Here is a 15,059-nt window from a genome sequence, read left to right on the forward strand (position 1 = left end):
GTGCGGGAGATCTGCCTCGCGCGTTTGGACAAGACGCGGCCGGTCGTCGTGCTCACGCGCGACGCGGCCCGGGCCAGTATGACGAAGGTGACGGTCGCGCCCATCGCCTCCACGGTGAAGGGCCTGAGCAGCGAGGTTCCCGTCGGCCCTCTCGATGGACTCGACAGGTCCAGTGTCATCTCGATCGACAACACCGTCACCGTGCCCGTCGGCGTGCTGGGACGCACGATCGGATTCCTCTCGGAAAGGCAGGAGGCGCAGCTCGCTCGGGCGATCATCCTCGCTTTCGACCTCGACGCGCTTCCGACGGCCGAGCAAGAGTGACGGCGCCACGCGGTACCGTGGCGAGATGACGACCGTGAACCCGCACCCCACGCCGCCGTCGGTACCGCGCGGGACGCGTGCGCTCGGTGAGGCGCCGTTCCTGGCGCCCGGAGATCAGATCGACTGGCACTACCGCAAGCCCGGATGGCTGCGCGGCGAGCCATCGACGATCACGCCGATGCGGGTCGTGCGGGACGACGAGCGCGGGCTCGTCGCCTGGCTCGCGCCGGGGACGGAGCAGGAGGGGCAGGGCGCGGCAGACGGCGGGTCACTGCGGTCGATTCCGCTCGAGCGGCGCTGGATCGAACCGCGCAGGCGAATCGTCGAGCAGTGGGTGGGCAACGGCATCCTGCGGATCGCCCCGGCCGGTAAGCCCTGGTCGGTGTGGTTGTTCTGGAGCGATGTCCGCGGCGACGACTGGGTCTTCGCCGGGTGGTACGTGAACCTCGAGAACGCGCACCTGCGCACCGACCGCGAGACGTTCACCTCGGACCATGTGCTCGACGTCGAGATCGCGCCGGACGGACAGATCGTCATGAAGGACGAGGACGAGCTCGTCGCCGCCGTTGAACAGGGCCGCCTTGACAGCGATCAGGCCGCCGAGATCGAGGCGCACGCGGCGGCGGCCATCGCCTCGTCCACCGCCGGGGATTGGCCGTTCGACCCGGAGTGGATCGCCTGGCGCCCCGACTCCGCATGGACCGTGCCGGTTCTCGACGGGCTCGAGGACCTGCGCGCGCCCTGACGAGCGTCCGCTGACAGCGGATGCCTCTTCCGCCGCGGCGAGGATGCTGATGACATGAGTGCATGACAGATGTGCTGATCCTCGGCGGGACCGGATGGTTGTCGGGGCGCATCGCGCAACGCTGGCTGCTGTCTGGCGCGGCGGTGACCTGTCTCGTGCGAGGCGAGCGCCCGGCGCCCGACGGAGCGACGCTCGCGATCGGCGACCGCGACGACCCGGGCGCCTACGACCTCGTCTCGCGCACCGACTGGGATCACGTGGTCGACATCTCGTCGCGAGCCGATCACGTGCGAAGGGCCGTCGACGCGCTCGGGGAGCGGGCGCGACGCTGGACGTACGTCTCGTCGATGTCGGTCTACTCCGACGATGTGACGATCGATGCGGACGAGGCCGCGCCGCTCGTCGCTCCGGCCGCGCCCGGCGACGACGAGTACGGCGCCCAGAAGGTCGCCGCCGAGAACGCCGTTCGCGAGCTGGGAGACGACCGGACGCTGATCGTCCGGCCGGGGCTCATCGTCGGCGACGGCGATCCGAGCGACCGGTTCGGCTATTGGGCGGCGGCGTTCCTCCGGGCGCGCACCGAGCCTGTGCTCGTGCCGACCGTCGACGGCAGGGATGCGCAGGTCATCGATGTCGACGACCTCGCGAAGTTCATCGTGACGACGACGGCCACCGGCGTCGTGAATGCGATCGGCGACCGGCATCCGCTCTCGGAGGTGCTCGCGCTGTTCCGCACGGCCGCGCAGCACGACGGCGACATCGTGGAGGCGACGGACGACTGGCTCGTCGCGCAGAACGTGAGCTACTGGATGGGCGAGCGGTCGCTTCCGCTCTGGCTGCCCTCCGACATGCCGGGCTTCATGCGTCGGTCGAACCATCGTTATCGCGAGGCGGGCGGCGATCTCCGACCGCTCGAGGACACGGTCGCGGCGGTCTTCGCCGACGAGGAAGAGCGGGGCGTCGATCGCCACCGGCGCGCCGGGCTCACCCGCAACGCCGAACTCGCCCTCCTCCGGCTGCTGGCCTGACCCGCCGCGGTGCCCGTTCTGTGACGCGGCGGATTTGCGCGTCCCGCGAGGAGCGCGCTATCGTCGCGGCATGCCTTCGGCCTCCGCCACCCTGACGCTCGCTCCGAGCGTCATCGCTGTGCGCCGACGCCGCGGCGGCCGCCGACTCTAGGCGACTCCGCGCTCCTGCCTGCCCGGCGGTCGAGTGCCGGTGTCGCCGCCCCGGCCCCCGACACTGCACCCTGAGTTCCGCGAAGGGTCCGACCGTTAAGGTAGAAGCATGACGTATTCCGTCGCCGTCTCCGGCGCATCCGGCTATGCGGGCGGCGAGATCCTACGCCTCCTCGCCGGGCACCCCGACGTCGAGATCCGCACCGTCACGGCGCACTCGAACGCCGGACAGCCGCTCGTCCAGCACCAGCCGCACCTGCGTTCACTCGCACACCTCACCCTGCAGGACACGACCCCCGAGATCCTCGCGGGTCACGACATCGTGTTCCTCGCGCTGCCGCACGGCCAGTCCGGTCAGTACACGGATGCGCTGGGCGACACCCCGCTCGTGATCGACGCCGGTGCCGACCACCGGCTCACCTCGCAGGACGCATGGGACGCCTTCTACGGCGGAGCCTTCCACGACGCCTGGACCTACGGGGTGCCCGAGCTCCTCGCCGGGGGCGGCAAGCAGCGCGAGCAGCTGCGGGGCGCGACGAGGATCGCGGCACCGGGCTGCAACGCCTCGACCGTGAGTCTCAGCCTCGCGCCGGGAGTGGCCGCCGGCGTCATCGACCCTCGCGACATCGTCTCCGTGCTCGCCGTCGGCCCGTCGGGCGCCGGCAAGAGCCTCAAGACCAACCTGCTGGCGAGCGAGATCCTCGGCACCGCCAATCCGTACGCCGTCGGCGGCACCCACCGGCACATCCCGGAGATCCGGCAGGCCCTCGCCGCGGCATCCGGTCTTTCGCCGGAGGCCGCCGACGACGGCATCCGGATATCCTTCACGCCGGTGCTCGTGCCGATGTCGCGGGGGATCCTCGCGACATCCACGGCGCCGATCGTCGCCGGCGCCACCGACGACGAGGTCCGCGCCGCGTGGGAGTCCGCGTACGGCGACGAGACGTTCGTGCAGCTGCTGCCCGCCGGGGAGTTCCCCCGCACCGCCGACGTCCTCGGCGCGAACACCGCGCTCATGGGACTCGCGATCGATCGGGCCGCGAACCGTGTGACCGTCGTGACGGCCGTCGACAATCTCGTCAAGGGCACCGCCGGCGCCGCCGTGCAGTCCATGAACATCGCGCTGGGGCTTCCCGAGTCCCGCGCCCTCTCAGTGAACGGAGTCGCGCCGTGAGCGTCACCGCCCCCGCAGGATTCGAGGCGGCCGGAGTCGCCGCCGGACTCAAGTCGACCGGCAAGCCCGACGTCGCCGTCGTCGTCAATCGCGGGCCCCGCAAGGTGGGTGCCGCCGTGTTCACGAGCAACCGGGCGAAGGCCAACCCGATCCTCTGGTCGCAGCAGGCTGTGGCCGACCGCGTGGTCGAGGCGGTCGTGCTGAACTCCGGCGGGGCGAACTGCTTCACCGGAAGCTTCGGCTTCCAGACCACGCACCAGACCGCCGAGAAGGCCGCCGAGCTCCTGGGCGTCAGCGCTGGCGACGTGCTCGTCTGCTCGACGGGTCTGATCGGCGTGGGCGACGAGGTGTTCCGGGGCAAGGTGCTCGCCGGTACGGAGCAGGCCATCGCCGAGCTCTCGGCCGACGGCGGACCCGTGGCGGCCGAGGCCATCATGACCACCGACAGCGTGTCGAAGACCGCCGTCGTCAGCCGAGACGGGTGGACCATCGGCGGAATGGCGAAGGGCGCCGGGATGCTCGCGCCCGGTCTCGCGACCATGCTCGTCGTCATCACCACGGATGCCGTGCTCGAGCCCCTGGAAGCCGACGCCGCACTGCGGGCCGCGACGGGCCGCACGTTCGACCGCCTCGACTCCGACGGGTGCATGTCGACGAACGACCAGGTGACGCTCCTCGCCAACGGGGCCTCGGGTATCGCGCCTGCGCTCGACGACTTCGGCGCCGCGCTCCGGGAGCTCTGCCAGGAGCTCGCCGTGAAGCTGCAGGGCGACGCCGAGGGAGCGAGCCACGACATCACGATCGAGGTGCGCCACGCCGCGACCGAGACGGATGCCGTCGAGGTCGGCCGCTCCGTCGCCCGCAACAACCTCTTCAAGGCGGCGATCTTCGGTAACGACCCCAACTGGGGCCGCGTTCTCGCCGCGATCGGCACGACGAACGCGCAGTTCGATCCCTACGACGTGGACGTGTGGATGAACGGCGTCCGCGTGTGCAGCGAGGGCGGCCCCGATCGACCGCGCGAGGAGGTCGACCTGACGCCACGCGCCACGCACCTCGTCATCGACCTCAAGGTCGGCGATGAGACGGCGACGATCCTCACCAACGACCTCACCCACGACTACGTGCACGAGAACAGCGCCTACGCCTCATGACCGATATCCAGGACACCACGCCGGACGTCGCCGCAGTGAAGGCGTCGACGCTCATCGAATCGCTGCCGTGGCTGAAGAAGTTCCGCGACCAGATCGTCGTCGTCAAGTACGGCGGCAACGCGATGGTCTCGGATGAGCTGCAGGAGGCGTTCGCGCAGGACATCGCATATCTGCGCTACGTGGGCGTGCTGCCGGTCGTCGTGCACGGCGGCGGACCGCAGATCTCGAACATGCTCGAGCGTCTCGAGATCCCCAGCGAGTTCAAGGGCGGCTACCGCGTCACGAACACCGAGGCCATCAGCGTCGTGCGCATGGTGCTCACCGGTCAGGTGAACCCGCAGCTCGTGTCGAAGATCAACTCGCACGGCCCGATCGCGACAGGCCTCAGCGGAGAGGACGCCGGTCTTTTCGGAGGCCGCCGCCGCGGGGTCGTCGTCGATGGCGAGGAGATCGACCTCGGTCGAGTCGGCGACGTCGTGCAGGTCGACCCCACCCCGGTGCTCGACCACCTGTCGGCCGGACGGGTCCCCGTGGTGTCGAGCATCGCGCCGGACCTCGACCACCCGGGGCAGTCGCTCAACGTGAACGCCGACGCCGCGGCGGCCGCGCTCGCCGTGGCGCTGAAGGCGCGCAAGCTCGTCATCCTCACCGACGTCCCCGGCCTCTACGCCGACTGGCCCAACCGCGACTCGCTCGTGTCGCATCTGACCTCGGAGGCGCTCGTCGAGATGCTGCCGTCCCTGGAGTCGGGGATGATCCCGAAGATGCGCGCGTGCCTGGACGCGGTCGAGGGCGGCGTCGACGCCGCGGCGATCATCGACGGACGGGTGCCGCACTCGGTGCTCGTCGAACTCTTCACGAGTAAGGGAATCGGAACAGAAGTGGTCAAGGGAAGCGCAGGGACGACGGCATGAGCACCTGGCAGGACGACGCGGAGAACGACCTGGTCCTCAACGCGGGACGTCGACTCGCTCTCCTCACCCGAGGCGAGGGTTCATACCTCTGGGACTCGGAGGGCACCCGTCACCTCGACTTCCTCGCGGGCATCGCCGTGACCTCGCTCGGTCACGCGCACCCGGTGTTCGTCGATGCGGTCGCGACGCAGGCGGCGACCCTCGCCCACGTGTCGAACTACTTCGCCACCCCGCCGCAGCTCGCTCTCGCCGCCCGCCTCAAGCGCCTCGCCGGCGCAGGCATCGACGGCCGGGTGTTCTTCTCGAACTCGGGTGCCGAGGCGAACGAGGCCGCCTTCAAGCTCGCCCGGCTCCACGGCGGCGCCGACAGGCCACGCATCATCGCACTCGAGAACGGCTTCCACGGCCGCACCATGGGGTCGCTCGCCCTCACCGCGAAGCCGTCGATGCGGGCGCCGTTCGAACCCATGCCCGGGGGCGTCGAGCACATCCCGGCCACCGTCGAGGCTCTCGAAGCCGCCATCGACGACCGGGTCGCCGCGGTCATCGTCGAGCCGATCCAGGGTGAGGCGGGCGTCGTCGAACTGCCCGACGGGTACCTGCAGGCCGCCCGGTCGCTGACGCTGGCGCACGGCGCGCTGCTCATCGTCGACGAGATCCAGACCGGCGCGGGTCGCACCGGCGCCTGGTTCGGCTTCAGCCACGAGGGCATCATCCCCGACGCCATCACGCTGGCCAAGGGCATCGGCGGTGGGTTCCCCATCGGCGCGCTCGTCACCTACGGTGCGGCCAGCTCGCTGTTCACGCCCGGTTCGCACGGATCGACGTTCGGCGGCAACCCTCTCGCCACCGCCGTGGCCGATGCGGTGCTCGCAGAGATCGAGCGCGCCGGTCTCGTCGACAACGCCGCCCGTCGGGGGGAGGAGCTGCGCGACATCATCATCGGCCTCGACTCGCCGCTCGTCGCGGGGGTGCGCGGCCGCGGTCTGCTGATCGGCGTCGAGCTGAGCGCTCCTGTCGCCGGCGATGTCGTGGCCGCCGCTCAGGCGCACGGACTCATCGTCAACGCAGCCAACCCCGAGACGGTGCGCATCGCTCCGGCGCTCACGATCGGGGATGCCGAGCTCGCCGAGTTCCGCGACCTGTTCGCCGCCGCGCTCGCCGACGTCTCGGCATCCCTCACCGACTCCGGAAAGGCCAACGCATGACCCGCCACCTCCTTCGTGACGACGACCTGACCCCCGCAGAGCAGGCCGAGATCCTCGACCTCGCGATCGAGCTGAAGAAGGACCGCTGGGCGAACAAGGCTCTCGCGGGTCCGCAGACCGTCGCGGTGATCTTCGACAAGTCCTCGACGCGCACCCGGGTGTCGTTCGCGGTGGGCATCGCCGACCTCGGCGGATCGCCGCTGATCATCTCGACCGCGAACAGCCAGCTCGGCGGCAAGGAGACCCCCTCCGACACGGCGCGCGTGCTCGAGCGGCAGGTCGCCGCGATCGTGTGGCGCACCTACGCGCAGGCGGGGCTCGAGGAGATGGCGGCGGGAACCCGCGTGCCGGTGGTCAACGCGCTCTCCGACGACTTCCACCCGTGCCAGCTGCTCGCCGACCTGCTCACGATCCGCGAGCACAAGGGCGACCTGAAGGGCCTCACCCTGACGTTCTTCGGCGACGGCCAGAGCAACATGGCGCACTCGTACGCGCTCGCCGGCGTGACCGCAGGGATGCACGTGCGCATCGCCTCGCCGGCCGACTACGCCCCGCGCGCCGATGTCGTCGAGGCTGCCGATCGGCGTGCGGCGGAGACCGGCGGCTCGATCACGCTCCTCACCGACCCGGTCGAGGCCGCGGCCGGAGCCGACGTCGTCGTCACCGACACCTGGGTCTCGATGGGCAAGGAGGAGGAGAAGCTCGCCCGCATCCGTGACCTGGGCGGCTACAAGGTGACCCCCGAGACCATGACGCTCGCCGACTCCGAGGCGATCTTCATCCACTGCCTCCCCGCCGACCGCGGGTACGAGGTCGACTCCGAGGTGATCGACGGTCCGCAGAGCGTGGTGTGGGACGAGGCGGAGAACCGCCTGCACGCCCAGAAGGCGCTGCTGGTGTGGCTGCTCGGCAAGAAGGACGCGTGATGACCTCCTCCAAGAACGACGGGACCAACGAGGGCGCGCTGTGGGGCGCCCGCTTCGCGAGCGGGCCGTCGCCCGAGCTCGCCGAGCTCAGTCGCTCCACGCACTTCGACTGGATCCTCGCGCCCTACGACATCGCGGGTTCGCACGCGCACGCGACGGCGCTCGAAGCGGCCGGGTACCTGGAGGCCGATGAGGCCGCGAGGATGCACGAGGGGCTGGATGCCGTCGCGCGCAAGGTCGCCGACGGCAGCATCCGCCCCGTCCCCTCCGACGAGGACGTGCACGGCGCGCTGGAGCAGGCGCTGATCGCGGAGCTCGGCCCCGAGCTCGGCGGGCGCCTGCGCGCCGGCCGCAGCAGGAACGATCAGATCGCGACGCTCGTGCGGATGTACCTGATCGACCACGCGCGCGTCATCGCCCGCGACCTGCTCCGGGTGATCGACGCGCTCGTGTCGCAGGCGGAAGCCCACCCCGACGCGATCCTTCCCGGGCGCACTCACCTGCAGCACGCGCAGCCCGTTCTCCTCGCCCATCACCTGCAGGCCCACGGGTGGCCGCTGGTGCGTGAGCTCGAGCGCCTGGTCGACTGGCGTCGGCGTGCGGGCGTCTCGCCCTACGGCGGGGGAGCGCTGGCCGGGTCCACACTCGGCCTCGACCCCGCGCTCGTCGCCACCGAGCTGGGCCTCGATCGGCCGGCCGAGAATTCGCTCGACGGCACCGCCGCGCGCGATGTGGTCGCGGAGTTCGCGTTCATCGCGGCGATGACGGGCGTCGATCTGTCGCGCCTCAGCGAGGAGATCATCCTCTGGAACACCCGTGAGTTCGGCTTCGTGACCCTGCACGACAGCTGGTCGACCGGGTCGAGCATCATGCCGCAGAAGAAGAACCCCGACATCGCCGAGCTCGCGCGCGGCAAGTCCGGCCGTCTGATCGGCAACCTGTCCGGCCTGCTGGCGACGCTCAAGGGGCTGCCTCTCGCGTACAACCGCGACCTGCAGGAGGACAAGGAGCCCGTCTTCGACTCGGTGCAGACGCTCGAGGTCGTGCTGCCGGCGTTCGCGGGCATGATCGCGACGCTGCGCTTCGACACCGAGCGCATGGCCGCGCTGGCGCCGGAGGGCTTCTCACTCGCGACGGATGTCGCGGAGTGGCTGGTGAAGCGACGGGTGCCGTTCCGCGACGCTCACGAGATCTCGGGTGCGCTGGTCCGCGCCTGCGAGGAGCAGGGGATCGGCCTGGAGGACGCATCCGACGAGCTGCTGGCGTCGGTGTCTGCGCACCTCACGCCCGAGGTCCGCGAGGTGCTCACGATCGAGGGTTCGGTGGCCTCGCGCACGGGCGCGGGCGGCACGGCCCCTGTGCGCGTCGCCGAGCAGCGCGCGGAGCTTGTCGCGAGGGCTCAGGCCGCAGCGCACGCACTCGGGCTCTGACGCGGATCCGGGCCGCGGGTTCGACCCGTCAGTGCAGCGTGTCGTCGGCGGCCGTCCGCACCCAGCGGGTGAACGTGACGGTGAGTCCGGCGCGCGTCGGCGCGGCGAGGAAAGGCCCGGCGGAGGCCGTCGCCTCGCCGTCGAACGGTGCGACCCGCACGAGCCGCCACGGTCGATCGTCCGCCCGGGCCCGGACGATCACGGCATCCGCCCATCGGCTCACGCGCACGGTGATCTCGCTGTCGAGCCAGTCGTCGACGTGGCCCACCGACCAGTCGGAGCGGACGGCGGTCACGACAGCGCCCAGGCCGAGGTGTCCGTCGGCGTATTCGACGCCGGCTTTGACCCAGTGCTCGTCGTCGGCCCGGACGAAGACGCCGGCCTGGTCGAACTGGCCTGTCCAGGGTGCGCGGAAGGACACCTCGACGGCATCGCCCACGCCGAGCGGTGCGAGCAGTGCGTGCTCGGTGTCGTGCACGAAGCCGTAGGCCGTATGCCGCCAGGCGTCGCTGCCCTCGTCGGCAGTGACGGCGAGACGATCGTCGGCGGAATCGATCGCGGCGGGAGCGGTGGTCCAGGTGCCCTGGGTCCAGGGGATGACGGCTGCATCAGGCATATCGACAGCTTATAGCCAGATAAGGCATAAATCTAGAGTATGCGTGATATGGTTATCCCATGGTCATCGCCGTGGTCGCCGACATCGTGGGCTCTCGCAAGCTCGACGATCGCTCCGCCGCGCAGCGCGTGCTGGATGAGACGATCGCCCTCGTCGAGCAGGACATGCCGCTCGCGAGTCAGCCGCTCACGCCCACGGTAGGCGACGAGCAGCAGGGCGTCTACCGTCGGCTGGAAGACGCCCTGGTATCGCTGCTCATGATCCAGCTGCGCCTGCCCGACGGGATCGGGTTCCGGTTCGGCATCGGCATCGGAGCGGTCAGCACTGTGGAATCGGTGCACGGCGAACTCGCCGACGGTCCCGGCTGGTACGCCGCGCGAGAGGCGATCGAGACCGTGCACGCGAAGGAGGGGCGCGCCGTCCCCCGCTCGAGGACGTGGATTGTCGGTGCCCCGGGGCAGGATGAGGTGATGGAGAGCACGATCGCCACCTCGAACGCGTATCTGCTCGTGCGCGACGAGCTCGTCGGCGCGATGTCCGAACGCGAACGGCGCCTGACCTACGGGCGTCTGATCGGTCGTTCCCAGCTCGACCTCGCCGACGACGAGGGGATCACGCAGCCGAGCGTGTCCAAGTCCCTGCGCAACGCCGGCAGCACCGCGATCCTCGACGGGGTCACCGCTCTCCTGGGAGGCACCGCATGATCGTCGCCGGTTTCGCCCTGCTCGCCGTCGGAGCGGCCGACCTCGTGCGGCAGTTCGCGCCACGTCGATGGATCGGCTACCTGACGGTCGCCATCATCCTGCTGCTCCTCGGCAGCGTGAGCGATGCGCTGCTCCCGATGATCGCCGCGCTGGCGGTGGGCGCGCTGTGGGTGTGGTGCATGCCCTCCGAGCGTCGTGCGCCGCTGGGCTTCTGGCCGGCGGCGCTCCTCGGCATCCTCGTCATTGGCACCGTGGTCTGGCTCGGTCCCCGTCAGGAGAGCGGACTGATCGGCGGGATCTGGGAGCTGAGGTCGCCGTTCGGCGAGATACCCTTCGATCTCGCGGTGCTCAGCTTCGGGGCCGGCGTGTTCCTGCTCGAATCCGCGAACCTCGTCGTGCGCGCGGCCCTCGACGGCGAGCACACCTGGCGTCCGGTCGACATCGCCCGGCCGAGCGCTGCGGGCGAGTCCGAGTCGGCAGTCACGGCGACCGCGCCGCCTCTCGCTGTGACGACGGATGCCGCCACCGACCCCATCGACCTCACCGGGGCCACCGGGCCGGTCGATCCGCTCAGCGGGTTCAAGGGCGGGCGCCTGATCGGCCCGCTCGAGCGCATTCTCGTGCTGATACTCACCCTCGCGGCGGCGTACCCGATCCTCGCCGCCATGCTCGCTGCGAAGGGAATCGTCCGATTCCCCGAGATCTCCCGTGACGGCGAGACCGGGGCCAGAGCGGAGTACTTCCTCGTGGGCAGCCTCGTCAGCTGGGTGATCGCTCTCGGCGCCGCGTTCCTCGTGTGGTGGGCCGCGCACAGCTGACCACGCGGCGCGATTCGACGTCGTGGCGCGCTGATAGCCTGGAGCGCGTGTCTGATTCCGCTCTGACGACCGCCACGCCGGCGATCGATCCCACGTTCGAGAACGTGTGGGACGAACTGGTGTGGCGCGGCCTCGTCCACGTGTCCACCGATCAGGAGGCGCTGCGCGCCCTTCTCGCCGGGGATCCGATCACGTATTACTGCGGATTCGACCCGACGGCGCCCAGCCTGCACCTCGGCAACCTCGTGCAGCTGCTCACCCTGCGCCGCATCCAGCTCGCCGGGCACAAGCCCCTCGGCCTCGTCGGCGGCTCGACCGGCCTGATCGGCGACCCGCGGCCCACCGCCGAGCGCACGCTGAACACGCGCGAGACGGTCGGCGAGTGGGTCGACCGTCTGCGCGCACAGGTCGAGCGCTACCTGAGCTTCGAGGGCGACAACGCCGCGCGCATCGTCAACAACCTCGACTGGACGGCGCCGCTGTCGGCGATCGACTTCCTCCGCGAGATCGGCAAGCACTACCGTGTCGGCACGATGCTCAAGAAGGATGCCGTCGCCGCGCGCCTGAACTCGGACGCAGGCATCAGCTACACCGAGTTCAGCTACCAGATCCTGCAGGGCATGGACTTCCTGGAGCTCTACCGGCAGTACGACTGCGTGCTGCAGACCGGCGGATCCGACCAGTGGGGCAACCTCACGAGCGGCACCGACCTCATCCACCGCGTCGAGGGCGTCTCCGTGCATGCCATCGGGACGCCGTTGATCACCAACAGCGACGGCACGAAGTTCGGCAAGAGCGAAGGGAACGCCATCTGGCTCGACGCCGAGATGTGCAGCCCGTACCGCATGTACCAGTTCTGGCTGAGCACGGCGGATGCCGACGTGATCGACCGGCTCAAGGTCTTCACGTTCCTGAGCCGCGCCGAGATCGAGGAGTACGCGGCGCTCGTCGAGTCCGAGCCCTTCCGCCGCGCGGCGCAGAAGCGTCTCGCGCTCGAGGTGGTCGCCACCGTGCACGGCATCGATGCGGCCGCGGCCGTCATCGCGGCATCCGAAGCGCTGTTCGGCCAGGGCGACCTGACGACGTTGGATGCCGAGACGCTGCGGACCGCGCTCGAAGAGCTGCCCCACGCCTCGGTCGTCTCCGAGTCTCTCGTCGTGGAAGCACTCGTCGCCACCGGCCTCGTGTCGAGCCTCTCCGAAGCACGGCGTGCGATCGCCCAGGGCGGCGTGTCGCTCGACGGCGTCCGCGTCGAAGACGAGAGCGCGACCGTGCGGGGCTCGCTTCCCGGTGGCGTCTCGGTTCTGCGTCGCGGCAAGAAGACGCTCGCCGGCGTCTTCGTCTCCTGAGTCGATCCTGACGGCGGCGATCCGGGTGTTCCCAGGTCCTCGCCGTTAGGCTTCACGCGTTCGTCGCTCGACAGGAGACAGCCATGCCGTTCACCCCGAGCCACGCGCTGGTGGCGCTGCCGTTCGTCAGGACGCCGTTCGTGCCCTCCGCGATCGCGATCGGCGCCATGACGCCCGATCTGCCCCTGTTCCTGCGCGGCATCGGCCTGGACTACGGATTCACGCACGCCTTCGGGAACGTCGTGTGGACCGCGGTCGTCGCGCTCGTGCTCTTCCTCGTCTGGCGTGTGGTCCTGCGTCCGGCGGTCGGCGAACTCGCCCCGCTCTCGATCGCGCGGCGCCTGCCGGACGACTGGTCGACGACCGGTGTCAGCGCGGTTCGAGGCGCTCTGCTCGGGTCTCCGCGGCGTTCGGTGTACCCGGCGCTCCTCGCCGTCTCGCTCCTGCTCGGCGTGCTGTCGCACATCGTCTGGGACCTCTTCACGCACGAGGGTCGGTGGGGTGTCGAGGTGCTCCCGGTGCTCGACGAGATGTGGGGGCCGTTGACGGGATACAAGTGGCTGCAGCACGGGTCGAGCATCCTCGGCCTGGTCGCGGTCGGCATCTGGGCGCTCCTGCGGCTCGACCGTGCCGAGGCGCGGGACGACGTCGTGCAGTCCCTGCCCGCGGGGGTGCGCCTTGCGTGGTGGGTATCGCTCCCGGTCGTCCTGGTCGTCGCACTGATCCTCGGCTACGCCCTCCACGGCCCCTTCACCGAGGACTTCACCGTGCAGCACCTCGCGTATCGGATGCTGCCGTCTGCGTGCGCGCTGTGGGGCGCCGCCACGCTGGTGCTGTGTCTCTCGCTGCCGATGTTCCGTCGCGCTCACCAGCGCGGCTGATCGCGACCCCATCGACGGGGCGCTGCGAACTCGAGACCGGGGAGCGCCGGCCGCGCGGTCGTCACCCGGAGACCGTCCACGTCGAACGTCGCGACGTGCGGCGCGGTGTCGAACTCGCGGACCGGCTGCGGCTCGTCGTGCCGCGGCATCCCGAGCAGCTCTGCCGCGACGCGGCGGAGGGAGGTGCTGATGTGCCACCCGCCGCCCTCCTGCTCCCGACGCTGCAGCGCGGCGACGACGGCGGCCGCGAGCAGGTAGCCGGCGCTGTGATCCAGCGCCTGAGCGGGGAGCACGCCGGGCCGGACGCCGTCCGGCGACTCGACGACGGCGATCCCGGACTCCGCCTGCACGAGGCTGTCGAAACCGGCGCGCTCCGGATGATCGCGCCCCCATGCGCTGAGCTCAGCGACGACGAGGGACGGATGCCGCGCGAGAAGGTCGTCGGGTGCGACACCGAGGCGGGCCAGAGACGCGGGCCGGTAGCCGAGAACCACCACGTCCGCGTGGTCGAGCAGCTCCCGGAATCGATCCGTCCGGGCATCGAGCAGGACGGAGCGCTTCCCATGCCCGGTGTCGAAGTGCTGCCACTCCGGCTCAGGGAGGCGCGGAGGGTCCACGCGCAGCACGTCCGCACCGAGGAGCGCGAGCGTTCTCGTGCAGACGGGACCCGCGATGACCCGGGTCAGATCGAGCACGCGGATGCCGTGGAGCGGCCGAGCTCCCGTGCCGATCCGCCCTCCGGCCGTGGGGCGGCTCGCGGTGCGTTCGAGATCGAGCAGGGGAGAGCGACGGAGTTCGCGGTCGACGGCCGGTTGCTCGGGCAGGACGCGAACAGCCACACCGCCGGCATCGACGACGGCAGCGATCGCCTCGTCGGAGCTCCTCTCCCGGACGGCTTCCTCGAGATCCTGGGCGGCGGGCTCGTCGCCCAGGGCGAATGCCCGCCGAAGGGCTGCCGCATGGTGGGGGTAGTTCCCGTGAGTGCGGATCCAGCCGTCGGCCGCCTGCCAGAAGCCGGACAGCGGTGCCCACACCGTCGGCGCCGAGCGGTCGACGGTGAGCACGCGGTCGCTCCGGTAGGACATCGCTATGCGATCTGGGTCAGGGGGAGTGCGGATGCCGCTGAGCAGTCCGATTGCGCGCACGCTGCACCAGGCGAGCTCCGCCGTCGCGAGCCGCGAGGCGAGCGGTGTCTCGCCAGCGGCGCCGAGGTGATCGGCGGCGCCGACGGGGCGGAGTCCCAGGTCCGTCCACACCCGCTCCAGTAGCGCGAGGGCGGCGTTCGACGGGGAGGCGGAGGACACACTCCGATCGTACGACTCCGGCACATCCACTCGGTTTCCGCTTCTGGTCGGGAGAAACAGTGATCGGGCGACGCTCGACACGCCCGGGCTGCCCCGCCCGATTTGCCAGACCGCCGGGATCCGCGTAACTTATTACTTGTTCGCCCCACAGGGAAGCGGAGAGGCCGAAGAGCTTCACCCCCCTCAAGCGGAGAACCACCTCCCGCCTCCTCTCACTTGTGAGAACAGACGCTTACGTCTAGGATGGGAGATCCACCCCTTCTGCGGCTGTCATCAGCTGCGCAGCGGATCTGAGATCTGCGCCGCGCGCCGATTTGACAGGCGAGACAGGGTG

General features: G+C 70.4%; 15 protein-coding genes. 13 read left to right on the forward strand and 2 right to left on the reverse strand.

Annotated features, from left to right (window positions below):
• The 9 genes from RAC81_RS11760 (at position 1) to argH (ending at position 9,053) form a co-directional block, all read left to right on the forward strand.
• Positions 1-324: a type II toxin-antitoxin system PemK/MazF family toxin gene (locus RAC81_RS11760; RefSeq protein WP_375082505.1), complete on the forward strand. Its 324-nt coding sequence runs from the start codon at positions 1-3 to the stop codon at positions 322-324.
• Positions 325-349: 25 nt separating this feature from the next.
• Positions 350-1,069 (forward strand): DUF402 domain-containing protein, encoded by a 720-nt coding sequence (locus RAC81_RS11765; protein WP_375082506.1) that lies wholly within the window; start codon positions 350-352, stop codon positions 1,067-1,069.
• Positions 1,070-1,131: 62 nt separating this feature from the next.
• The gene (locus RAC81_RS11770; RefSeq protein WP_375082507.1) at positions 1,132-2,097 is read left to right on the forward strand and encodes an NAD-dependent epimerase/dehydratase family protein; all 966 of its coding nucleotides are present in this window, start codon (positions 1,132-1,134) and stop codon (positions 2,095-2,097) included.
• A 259-nt stretch (positions 2,098-2,356) separates the two neighbouring features.
• Positions 2,357-3,421 carry an N-acetyl-gamma-glutamyl-phosphate reductase gene (gene argC / locus RAC81_RS11775; protein ID WP_375082508.1) on the forward strand — a complete coding sequence of 355 codons (1,065 nt, stop codon included), beginning with the start codon at positions 2,357-2,359 and terminating at the stop codon, positions 3,419-3,421.
• A complete protein-coding gene (gene argJ, locus RAC81_RS11780) occupies positions 3,418-4,575 on the forward strand; it encodes a bifunctional glutamate N-acetyltransferase/amino-acid acetyltransferase ArgJ (protein ID WP_375082509.1) in 1,158 nt (385 codons plus the stop codon). The genes argC and argJ overlap by 4 nt, the downstream gene beginning before the upstream one ends.
• Positions 4,572-5,489: an acetylglutamate kinase gene (gene argB, locus RAC81_RS11785; RefSeq protein ID WP_375082510.1), complete on the forward strand. Its 918-nt coding sequence runs from the start codon at positions 4,572-4,574 to the stop codon at positions 5,487-5,489. Before argJ ends, argB begins: the two co-directional genes overlap by 4 nt.
• Positions 5,486-6,697 carry an acetylornithine transaminase gene (locus tag RAC81_RS11790; RefSeq protein WP_375082511.1) on the forward strand — a complete coding sequence of 404 codons (1,212 nt, stop codon included), beginning with the start codon at positions 5,486-5,488 and terminating at the stop codon, positions 6,695-6,697. Before argB ends, RAC81_RS11790 begins: the two co-directional genes overlap by 4 nt.
• Positions 6,694-7,623 carry an ornithine carbamoyltransferase gene (gene argF / locus RAC81_RS11795; RefSeq protein WP_096713631.1) on the forward strand — a complete coding sequence of 310 codons (930 nt, stop codon included), beginning with the start codon at positions 6,694-6,696 and terminating at the stop codon, positions 7,621-7,623. The genes RAC81_RS11790 and argF overlap by 4 nt, the downstream gene beginning before the upstream one ends.
• Positions 7,623-9,053: an argininosuccinate lyase gene (argH, locus tag RAC81_RS11800; protein WP_375082512.1), complete on the forward strand. Its 1,431-nt coding sequence runs from the start codon at positions 7,623-7,625 to the stop codon at positions 9,051-9,053. Before argF ends, argH begins: the two co-directional genes overlap by 1 nt.
• 28 nt (positions 9,054-9,081) lie before the next feature.
• Here the strand turns inward: argH and RAC81_RS11805 are convergent, their stop codons facing one another.
• Positions 9,082-9,669 carry a DUF1349 domain-containing protein gene (locus RAC81_RS11805; RefSeq protein WP_375082513.1) on the reverse strand — a complete coding sequence of 196 codons (588 nt, stop codon included), beginning with the start codon at positions 9,667-9,669 and terminating at the stop codon, positions 9,082-9,084.
• Positions 9,670-9,728: 59 nt separating this feature from the next.
• Between RAC81_RS11805 and RAC81_RS11810 the strand changes: the two genes are divergently transcribed.
• The 4 genes from RAC81_RS11810 to RAC81_RS11825 all read left to right on the forward strand — a co-directional run bounded on the left by RAC81_RS11810 (position 9,729) and on the right by RAC81_RS11825 (position 13,421).
• A complete protein-coding gene (locus tag RAC81_RS11810) occupies positions 9,729-10,373 on the forward strand; it encodes a SatD family protein (protein ID WP_375082514.1) in 645 nt (214 codons plus the stop codon).
• Entirely contained in the window at positions 10,370-11,191 is an 822-nt protein-coding gene (locus tag RAC81_RS11815) for a hypothetical protein (RefSeq protein WP_375082515.1), read from the forward strand. The genes RAC81_RS11810 and RAC81_RS11815 overlap by 4 nt, the downstream gene beginning before the upstream one ends.
• A 47-nt stretch (positions 11,192-11,238) precedes the next feature.
• Positions 11,239-12,540 carry a tyrosine--tRNA ligase gene (tyrS, locus tag RAC81_RS11820; RefSeq protein WP_375082516.1) on the forward strand — a complete coding sequence of 434 codons (1,302 nt, stop codon included), beginning with the start codon at positions 11,239-11,241 and terminating at the stop codon, positions 12,538-12,540.
• 83 nt (positions 12,541-12,623) lie between these two features.
• The gene (locus RAC81_RS11825) at positions 12,624-13,421 is read left to right on the forward strand and encodes a DUF4184 family protein (RefSeq protein WP_375082517.1); all 798 of its coding nucleotides are present in this window, start codon (positions 12,624-12,626) and stop codon (positions 13,419-13,421) included.
• Here RAC81_RS11825 and RAC81_RS11830 read toward each other — a convergent pair.
• On the reverse strand, positions 13,406-14,725 hold the full coding sequence (locus RAC81_RS11830) for a CoA transferase (protein WP_375082518.1): 1,320 nt from the start codon (positions 14,723-14,725) through the stop codon (positions 13,406-13,408). The genes RAC81_RS11825 and RAC81_RS11830 overlap by 16 nt on opposite strands.
• Positions 14,726-15,059 lie beyond the last annotated feature (334 nt).

It is taken from the genome of Microbacterium sp. CR_7, assembly GCF_041954755.1.
Classification (GTDB): domain Bacteria; phylum Actinomycetota; class Actinomycetes; order Actinomycetales; family Microbacteriaceae; genus Microbacterium.

Coding starts and splice junctions, on each gene's coding strand:
- RAC81_RS11765 (WP_375082506.1), top strand. CDS start 350: ATGACGACCGTGAACCCGCACCCCACGCCGCCGTCGGTACCGCGCGGG.
- RAC81_RS11770 (WP_375082507.1), top strand. CDS start 1,132: ATGACAGATGTGCTGATCCTCGGCGGGACCGGATGGTTGTCGGGGCGC.
- argC (WP_375082508.1), top strand. CDS start 2,357: ATGACGTATTCCGTCGCCGTCTCCGGCGCATCCGGCTATGCGGGCGGC.
- argB (WP_375082510.1), top strand. CDS start 4,572: ATGACCGATATCCAGGACACCACGCCGGACGTCGCCGCAGTGAAGGCG.
- RAC81_RS11790 (WP_375082511.1), top strand. CDS start 5,486: ATGAGCACCTGGCAGGACGACGCGGAGAACGACCTGGTCCTCAACGCG.
- argF (WP_096713631.1), top strand. CDS start 6,694: ATGACCCGCCACCTCCTTCGTGACGACGACCTGACCCCCGCAGAGCAG.
- argH (WP_375082512.1), top strand. CDS start 7,623: ATGACCTCCTCCAAGAACGACGGGACCAACGAGGGCGCGCTGTGGGGC.
- RAC81_RS11805 (WP_375082513.1), bottom strand. CDS start 9,669: ATGCCTGATGCAGCCGTCATCCCCTGGACCCAGGGCACCTGGACCACC.
- RAC81_RS11810 (WP_375082514.1), top strand. CDS start 9,729: ATGGTCATCGCCGTGGTCGCCGACATCGTGGGCTCTCGCAAGCTCGAC.
- RAC81_RS11815 (WP_375082515.1), top strand. CDS start 10,370: ATGATCGTCGCCGGTTTCGCCCTGCTCGCCGTCGGAGCGGCCGACCTC.
- RAC81_RS11825 (WP_375082517.1), top strand. CDS start 12,624: ATGCCGTTCACCCCGAGCCACGCGCTGGTGGCGCTGCCGTTCGTCAGG.